Annotated in this window: 8 protein-coding genes and 1 pseudogene; all 9 read left to right on the top strand. The window is 69.5% G+C overall.

The window, feature by feature from the left end; all coding sequences use genetic code 11:
• A pseudogene (locus G6026_RS03535) lies at window positions 1-248 on the top strand (insulinase family protein); the annotation flags it as partial.
• Window positions 249-291: 43 nt separating this feature from the next.
• Window positions 292-1,041 carry a 4-hydroxy-tetrahydrodipicolinate reductase gene (gene dapB / locus G6026_RS03530; RefSeq protein ID WP_107758104.1) on the top strand — a complete coding sequence of 250 codons (750 nt, stop codon included), beginning with the start codon at window positions 292-294 and terminating at the stop codon, window positions 1,039-1,041.
• A 7-nt stretch (window positions 1,042-1,048) separates the two neighbouring features.
• Window positions 1,049-1,528: a hypothetical protein gene (locus G6026_RS03525; protein ID WP_107756606.1), complete on the top strand. Its 480-nt coding sequence runs from the start codon at window positions 1,049-1,051 to the stop codon at window positions 1,526-1,528.
• The gene (locus G6026_RS03520; protein WP_107756605.1) at window positions 1,525-1,977 is read left to right on the top strand and encodes an NAD(P)H-dependent oxidoreductase; all 453 of its coding nucleotides are present in this window, start codon (window positions 1,525-1,527) and stop codon (window positions 1,975-1,977) included. Before G6026_RS03525 ends, G6026_RS03520 begins: the two co-directional genes overlap by 4 nt.
• Before the next feature lie 35 nt (window positions 1,978-2,012).
• The gene (gene thyX / locus G6026_RS03515; RefSeq protein ID WP_107756604.1) at window positions 2,013-2,765 is read left to right on the top strand and encodes an FAD-dependent thymidylate synthase; all 753 of its coding nucleotides are present in this window, start codon (window positions 2,013-2,015) and stop codon (window positions 2,763-2,765) included.
• Between the two features lie 58 nt (window positions 2,766-2,823).
• Window positions 2,824-3,771, top strand: coding sequence for a 4-hydroxy-tetrahydrodipicolinate synthase (gene dapA / locus G6026_RS03510; protein ID WP_182612278.1), 948 nt, complete (start codon window positions 2,824-2,826; stop codon window positions 3,769-3,771).
• Complete coding sequence (locus tag G6026_RS03505) at window positions 3,768-5,924, top strand: ribonuclease J (RefSeq protein WP_277815591.1); 2,157 nt, start codon at window positions 3,768-3,770, stop codon at window positions 5,922-5,924. Before dapA ends, G6026_RS03505 begins: the two co-directional genes overlap by 4 nt.
• 5 nt (window positions 5,925-5,929) lie before the next feature.
• Window positions 5,930-6,586 (top strand): TIGR03085 family metal-binding protein, encoded by a 657-nt coding sequence (locus G6026_RS03500; protein ID WP_107756601.1) that lies wholly within the window; start codon window positions 5,930-5,932, stop codon window positions 6,584-6,586.
• Between the two features lie 313 nt (window positions 6,587-6,899).
• The coding region (locus G6026_RS03495) for a DNA translocase FtsK 4TM domain-containing protein (protein WP_182612277.1) at window positions 6,900-7,701 on the top strand (802 nt) is incomplete at its 3' end.

Here is a 7,701-nt window from a genome sequence, read left to right as displayed (position 1 = left end):
TCACCGGGTCGATCCGGCTGGGGTTGGACGATCCCCTGTCGCGGATGACGCGGATCGGCCGCCACCTGCTGGACCGCGACGCGGTGGTGACCGTCGCCGACTCGCTGTCCCGCCTGCGCGCGGTGCGCCGCGACGACGTCGCGGACTACTGGACGGGCGAGGTCGCTCCGTGGTGTCTGGCGGCCGTGGGTCCGGGCATGCCCGGCACCGAGGGTGCGGCGGGTCTCCTGGCCCGGGTGGGCGGATAGGCTGGTGGGCGGGTCGGCGACCAGTGAGGAGACTGAGGAGACGATGACGGTGACGAAGGTCGGTGTGCTCGGTGCACGCGGCAAGGTGGGCACGGCGATCTGCGAGGCGGTCCGCGCGGCGGAGGACCTCGAACTCGTCGCCGAGGTGGACCACGGTGACCCCCTGGGGATGCTCACCGATGCCGGAGCGGAGGTGGTCGTCGACTTCACCCACCCCGACGTGGTGATGGACAACCTCGAGTTCTGCATCACGCACGGCATCCACGCGGTGGTCGGCACGACCGGATTCACCGACGAACGTCTGGACACCCTGCGGGGGTTGCTCTCGTCTCATGCGGACACCGGGGTCCTCGTGGCACCCAACTTCGCCATCGGAGCGATCCTCATGATGCGCTTCGCTGTCCAGGCCGCCAGGTACTTCCCCTCGGCCGAGATCGTGGAACTCCATCACCCGAACAAGGCCGATGCCCCGTCGGGAACGGCACACCGCACCGCCGAGATGATGGCCACCGCCCGCACCGCCGCCGGGATGGGACCATGCCCGGACGCCACCTCCACGGAGCTGGAGGGGGCGCGGGGCGCCGACGTCGGTGGGGTGAGGGTGCACTCGGTCCGGGTGACCGGCCTGGTCGCGCACCAGGAGGTGATCCTGGGGACCCAGGGGGAGACCCTGACGATCCGGCACGATTCCCTCGACCGCTCCTCCTTCGCGCCCGGCGTCCTCCTGGGGGTGCGCTCCATCTCGCGTGTGCCCGGACTCACCGTGGGGCTCGACGCCTTCATGGATCTGTAGGCCGACCGTGGACAGAGTCGTCAAGCCCCTGGTCATGGCCCTCACCGCGGTCGGTCTGGTGGTGGCGTTCGGGTACCTGCTGTACCTCGGGTGGTCCATGGTCAGCCGATCCGAGTACCTCGCCATGCGTGGGCTCGGGGTCGGGATCATCCTGCTGACCGCCGTCGGGGCTTGGGCGACGTGGGCGATCCTGCGGAACGGGTTCGAACTCCAGAAGATCTCCGCCGCCGCCGCCGCGGAGGGAATAGAGCTCGACGTCTCCACCCTGGACCACCGTCCCTCCGGGCGTCTCGAGCACGCCGCGGCGGATGAGCTGTTCGACCGGGTCAGTGCCGAGTACCAGGCGGCCCCGGACGACTGGCGCACCAACTATCGTCTGGCCCGGGCGTATGACCATGCGGGCGACCGCGCCCGCGCCCGGGAGATCATGCGGGTGGCCATCACTCTGCACGAGGCGGACACCTCCGGTGCCCGGGATCAGCGATGAGCGCCGTTCTCCTGGTCCACCACGCACCGTCCCCGAGGCTCCGCCGCATACTGGAAGCCCTGGAGCGCGGGCTCGCGCATCCCGAACTCGAGGGAGTCGAGGTGGAGTCGGTACCCGCTCTGGCCACGACCGACGACCACGTACTCCGGGCGGACGGATACGTCCTGCTCACCCCGGCGAACTTCGGTTACATGTCAGGTGCGCTCAAGCACTTCTTCGACCGCACCTACTACACGTGCGAGGGCGCCGTGGCCGGTCGGCCCTTCGCACTGTGCGTGCACGGGGACGACGACACGTCGGGGGCCGTCACCTCGGTCGAGCGGATCACCACCGGGTGGGATCTGCGACCGGTGGCGCCGGCCCTTCATCTGACCGGCGAGCCCGGCGGCGAGGATCTCGACGCCGCGTCCGAGATCGCCGCGACGGTGGCCGCACACCTTCTCGGCTGACCCGCCGGGCGACACGACACCACGAGGAGTCCACCATGTCCGAGCTCGTCCGGCGGCAGGTCCGCATGGTCGCGCACACCGCGTTCACGCCACCCGACGAGATCGGGTGGGAGACGGACGCCGACGGCGGATCCGCACTGGCCGAGTTCGCGGGTCGGGCCTGTTATCAGAGCTGGGACAAGCCCAATCCGCGCACGGCGTCGAACGCCGGCTACCTGAGGCACATTCTCGAGGTGGGGCACCTCTCGGTGTTCGAGCACGCGAGTGTGACGTTCTACATCACGGGCATCTCCAGATCGTGCACCCACGAACTCATCAGGCACCGACACTTCTCCTACAGTCAGCTGTCGCAGCGGTTCGTCCCGGAGCACGATTCGAAGGTGGTGCCCCCGCCGGCGATCGCGGAGGACCCGGAACTGGTGGAGATCTTCCGCCGGGCGACCGACGCGTCCCGGGAGGCGTATGCGGAGATGCTCTCCAAGCTCGAGGAGAGATTCGCCGACGTTCCCAACCCGATGTTGCGGCACAAGCAGGCGCGACAGGCCGCGCGTTCGGTGTTGCCCAACGCGACCGAGACCCGGATCGTGGTCACCGGCAACTACCGCTCGTGGCGCCACTTCATCGGGATGAGGGCGACCGAGCACGCGGACACCGAGATCCGCGGGCTGGCCATCGACGTCCTGCGGCAACTACGCGCGGCTGCGCCGGCGGTGTTCGCAGACTTCGAGATCACCTCGCTCGAGGACGGTTCGGAGATCGCGGTGAGTCCCTACGTCCTGGAGGGGTGATCCGTAACGCCGGGTCGGAATCGGGACTTCCCGTGGTCTGAGGGTAGTCTGGGAGGCCATGACACACGTGACCACAGGGGGCCCGACGTCGGCGGACGGTCGACAGGCACTCTCCCCGCCCGGGCGCCCCACTCCGTTCGGCACGGTGCTCACGGCGATGGTCACTCCCTTCGGGTCCGATGGCTACGTCGACCTGAGGACCGTCGCGTGTGTCGCGCAGCACCTCGTGGACTCCGGGTGCGACGGTCTCGTCGTCTCCGGGACCACGGGAGAGTCGCCCACCACCACGGACGCGGAGAAGATCGCGGTTCTCGAAGCCGTTCTGGCCGCGGTGGGGGACAGGGCGTTCGTGGTCGCCGGGGTCGGGACATACGACACCGCGCATTCCGTGCACCTCGCGCGGCAGGCGGCGTCAGTCGGTGCGCACGGCATGCTCGTGGTGACGCCGTACTATTCCAAGCCCACCCAGGCCGGCCTCGACGCCCATTTCCGGGCGGTCGCCGACGCCACCGATCGACCGGTGATGCTCTACGACATCCCACCGAGGTCGGTGGTCCCGATACAGGCGGAGACGCTCATCGGGCTGTCGTCCCACCCCAATATCGTCGCCGTCAAGGACGCCAAGGGTGACTTCCATGACGCGGTCACCGTGATGTCCCACTGTGACCTCGTCTACTACTCGGGAGATGACCAGCTCAACCTCCCGTGGTTGGCCGTGGGAGCCAGCGGTTTCGTCAGCGTGATCGGCCACGTGGCCGCCGCGCATCTCGTGAAACTGCGCCGTGCGTTCCTCGCGGGCGACATCGACACCGCGCGTCACATCAACCTCGGACTCCTCCCGCTCTTCGACGCCCAACGGGCTCTCGGTGGCGTGTCGATGTCCAAAGCAGCTCTAGAACTTCTCGGGATCCCGGCCGGAGCGCCGCGACTCCCGCAGTTACCACCCACCACCGAGCAACAGGACGCGTTGGCGTCGCTGCTGCACAGAGCAGGAGTCATCAGATGACAGAAGACCCGACCACCAACCGGGGTCGCAGCCGCACGCGGCGCGCCGCCGGGCGCCCCACCGGCGAACCCGCGCCCGCGACCGCCGTGCAGTTCACCGAGCCCGCGGCCACCTCGGCCGCGCCGTCCACGAGCAGCGGCGACGACCGCCCGACGCAGGACCAGGACAGTCAGGGGCAGCGGAGGCAGGGCAAGTCCCAGCAGGGCGGCTCCCAGCAGGGCGGTTCCCAGAAGAGTAGGGGACAGCAGGGCAAGGGACAGCAGGACCAGAAGCAGGATTCTCCCAAGGGCGGTTCGCGCGGTCGCGGGCGTGGGTCCGCAGGCGGTGGAAACCAGTCCGGTGAGAGCCAGTCCGGTGGGCAGCAGGGTCGCGGCCGCGGAGGCCGGGGCCGCGGTCGCGGGAACGGCAACACCTCCACGGCCGAGTTCGGCGGGGTCAAGACCATGCAGGGCGGGGACATGACCGTGCGTCTGCCCAGCCCGCCCAAGCCCCGCAAGGGAGCGCTGCGGATGGTGGCCCTCGGTGGAGTCACCGAGATCGGCCGCAACATGATGACCTTCGAGTACGACTCGAAGCTGCTCATCGTCGACTGTGGCGTGCTGTTCCCGAGCTCGACAGAGCCGGGAGTGGACCTCATCCTCCCCGATTTCGGGCACATCGAGGACCGCCTCGACCAGGTCGAGGCGCTCGTGTTGACCCACGCCCATGAGGATCACATCGGGGCCATCCCGTTCCTGCTCAAGCTCCGACCGGACATCCCGATCCTGGGGTCCCGCTTCACGCTCGCACTGGTCGCGGCCAAGTGCCGTGAGCACCGCATCAAGCCCGTCTTCCGTGAGGTCGACGAGTCCAGCGTGAGCACCCTCGGGAAGTTCGAGGTGCGCTACTTCGACGTCAACCACTCGATCCCCGAGTGCCTCGGCGTGGTCATCCGCGCCGGCGGTCAGTCGGTGATGATGACGGGCGACATCAAGCTGGACCAGCTCCCGACGGACAAGCGCCCCACCGACCTGCCCAAGATGGGCAGGTTCGGTGACGAGGGCATCGACCTCCTGCTGATGGACTCGACCAACGCGACCACGCCGGGCGTCAGTCGGTCGGAGTCTGAGATCGGTCCCGCTCTCCAACGGCTCATCTCGGACGCCCGTCAGCTCGTGGTCGTGGCGTGCTTCGCCTCGAACGTCTACCGCGTCCAGTCGGTCATCGAGGCGGCCGCCGCGAGCGGGCGCAAGGTCGCCCTCACCGGTCGGTCGATGATCCGGAACATGGAGATCGCACTCGAGATGGGGCTGCTGTCCGATCCCAAGAACGTGATCGTGGACATGGATACCGCGGCGAAGCTCCCGTCCGAGAAGGTCGTCGTGATGACCACCGGAACGCAGGGCGAGTCGATGGCGGGGCTGTCCCGCATGGCGCGCCGTGAGCACCGCCAGATCAACCTCTCCGAGGGCGACACCGTGATCTTCTCCTCGTCCATCGTCCCGGGCAACGAGGAGCCCGTCTTCGGTGTCCAGAACAGCCTGTCCCAGATGGGCGTGAACGTGGTCACCAGCCGCGACGCGAACGTCCACGTGTCGGGCCACGGCGACGCGGGGGAGTTGCTCTTCGTCTACAACGCCGTGCGCCCCAAGAACGCGATGCCGGTCCACGGCGAGTGGCGACACCTGCGTGCCAACAAGGCTCTGGCGATCGCCACCGGGGTGCCGGAGGAGAACGTGGTGCTGGCCCAGAACGGCGTCGTGGTGGAGTTGGTGGACGGGAAGGCCTCGGTGGTCGGCCAGGTCCAGGTGGGCAATCTCTACGTGGACGGCCTGTCGACCGGCGACATCGGTGACACCGTCCTGGCTGACCGCACCGCGCTCGCCGAGGACGGCTTCATCGTCGCGACCGTGGTCGTGGATCCCCGTACCGGGCGACCGGTGAGCAAGCCCCAGATCATCGGAAAGGGCTTCACCGACGAGCCGGGCGCACTGGACCCCGTGGTCGAGCTCGTCGAGAACGCATTGTGGGACCTGGCGGGCGAGGGTGAGACCGATCCCTACCGCCTCGCGCAGTCGGTGCGCCGCACAGTCGGTTCCTGGGTGTCCGAGAAGTGGCGCCGCAAGCCGATGATCGTGCCCACCGTCATCACCTCCGTGGCGGCGGAGGGCTGAGGCGGGTGGACCCCGGCCGGCGGACACTGGCGCAACGGGAGCGGAGCGCTCTCGTCGAGACGATGCGTGCCGCCGGTCCGGAGGCGCCGACACTGTGCGACGGGTGGACGACCCGGGATCTCGCCGCGCACCTGGTGGTGCGAGAAGCGCGCCCCGACGTCGCCGCGGGGATCGTCCTGCCGGCGCTCGCCTCGCGCATGGAGGACCTGCGCCTCCGGGAGACCGAGACCCCGTGGGAGGAACTGCTGGAGAAGATCGCCGCGGGCGCACCGTGGTACTCACCGCTCCGCTACGCAGACCGTGTGGCCAATGCCGCGGAGTACCTCGTGCACCACGAGGACGTCCGAAGGGCCGACGGGCAGTGGACGGCGCGGGAGTTCGGCATCGAGGATCTCGATCGCATCTGGGCGCTCGGGACGACCGTGGCGAAGACGTTCCTGCGGCGGGTGACCGCCCGTGTCGATCTGCGTACCCCTCCGGGGATGAGTCTGAGCAAGCCCGGTGCGGTGTCCACCGGGGCCGCGCTCGCCCCGCTCGTCAGCGTGACGGCCGCCCCCGTGGAGCTTCTCCTGTGGGCGTTCGGTCGGCGTGCGGTCGACGTGGACATCTCCGGCTCGCACCAGGGGATCGCCGCGCTGGAGGCGGTGCCGAGGGGCATCTGACCTACCGCCGCCCCGTGTGGCTGCTGTTACCGATGGGGTGCGAGAAGATAGAGTGACTCCCATGGCACCCAGCTCGAACACGCGATCCACCCGTGCCCCAGGTGGACGACGCCCGGCCTCGAAGTCCGCCGGACAGCGAACCACCGCGTCTACCTCGTCGTCGTCCCGTGGGGGTGGTTCCCGGCGCGGTGCCGTCGTCTCGACTCCGAAGTCCGGTACCCGCGCACGTTCCCGCGCGGTGACGCCCGCTCCGGAACGGACGTCCGGAGCCTTCGGCGCGGTCGGTCGCGGTCTGCGGGGTGGATGGGCGGGGATGGCGAGAGGCCTCGGTCACGGTGTGCGCGGCCTGCGGGGCGCTGACGACGAGGACCGTGTCGCACCGCCGCACAGACGGGACGGACTCGGGTTGGCCCTCGTCGGGATCGCGATCGTGTTCGCAGGAGCGGTGTGGTTCGGCGCGGCGGGCCCGGTCGGGGAGTGGATCGACACGGGTGTCCGGACGGTCGTCGGAACCCCCAGCGCGCTCCTGCCGCTGGTCCTCGGTGTCTGGGGCGTGCTCGTGATGGCCCGGGAGCCACGGCCCGACGTCCAGTCCAGGTGGGTGGTGGGGACCACCGTGACCACACTCGGTGTGCTGGGTCTGTGGCATCTGGGATCGGGTTCACCCGCGGACCCGGACGGTGTCCGTGGCGGAGCCGGCGTGCTGGGGAGGATCGTCGGGGGCACGCTCGAGGCGGGCCTGTCCATCTTCGTCGCCGTCCCGCTGTTGGTCCTGCTCGTCGCGTTCGGTGTCCTGGTTCTTGTGGGTCGACCGGCCAGGGAGATCCCGGGAGTCGTGCGCGGGTTCTTCGGGTGGGACGGAAGCGGAGACATCGTCGATCACGAGGACCCGGAGGCGGTCTGGGACGACCCCGACGCCACGACCGCGTACCCGATCTCCGAGAACGGCACCCCGGACGACCGGGAGCGACCCGCACCACGACGTCAGGCGCGCCGCCGGGTGGCCGCGTGGTCGGATACGCCGAGCACCGGGGAGACGGTCGAGATGCCGGCTGCCGCCGGTGCAGCAGGCGAGTCGGTGTCCGAGGGCGACGGGCCCCCCGCCGCACCCCAGC

The organism is Dietzia sp. DQ11-38-2, assembly GCF_014145055.1.
In the GTDB taxonomy this organism is placed as follows: Bacteria; Actinomycetota; Actinomycetes; order Mycobacteriales; family Mycobacteriaceae; genus Dietzia.
The sequence above is the reverse complement of the archived record's forward strand: the minus strand, read 5'-3'. Positions and strand labels throughout refer to the sequence as shown.